The sequence below is a fragment of the Pseudoramibacter alactolyticus ATCC 23263 genome (assembly GCF_000185505.1).
Lineage (GTDB): Bacteria > Bacillota > Clostridia > Eubacteriales > Eubacteriaceae > Pseudoramibacter > Pseudoramibacter alactolyticus.
In genome coordinates this window covers 1-551 of sequence record NZ_GL622390.1, presented here as the reverse complement: position 1 = coordinate 551, position 551 = coordinate 1, and the positions used below count along the sequence as shown (strand labels likewise).

The 551-nt window shown below is 59.7% G+C and carries 1 protein-coding gene; it reads right to left on the bottom strand.

Features of this window, described 5'->3' with window-relative positions; genetic code table 11:
- Positions 1-272: 272 nt before the first annotated feature.
- On the bottom strand, positions 273-551 hold a 279-nt coding region (locus tag HMPREF0721_RS11300), incomplete at its 5' end, for a hypothetical protein (RefSeq protein WP_006599931.1).

Below are 551 nucleotides of genomic sequence, written 5' to 3'. Positions count from 1 at the left end.
TAAAGCCGTCCATAGGCCGAACAGGGCAAAGATGAGGCCAACGATGCTGGCAAGGCGCAGCACTTTCGCCGGCCAACTCCGGTTGGCCAGCCGAGCCGGGTACCCATGCTTAGGAATCCACGGGACGATTTGGGTAGTCAGCGCTACATCCTTCCAGTATCGATGGCGTGCGGTCTTTACCTGCCATGATCGCACTCTTCCACGTTGCCCGGACAAGAAGAGCCTCGGCCTACCTTTGAGGTGGGCCGAGGTTTAACAATGTTCACACGTAGTCAGACGCCAGTGCCTGGCAGGGTCGTCGGACGATTGGGAGAGCCAGATCCCGGTTGGGGCCCACCAGATATGCCGCCGTCACCTGGCTTGCCGCTGCCTGGCCACGTCTCGCCGGTCGTGGTGACGAACCAGTTGCGATCGAAAAAGTCCTTTGGATTGATCGTCTTCATTGCCATGGCAGTATCGATGAGTAGCTGGCGAATCTCGAGAATCTCGTCCCAGACGACCGGAGCCTCGGCGACGTGCGGGTAACCGCCGCCACCGCTCATGCGGTAGTT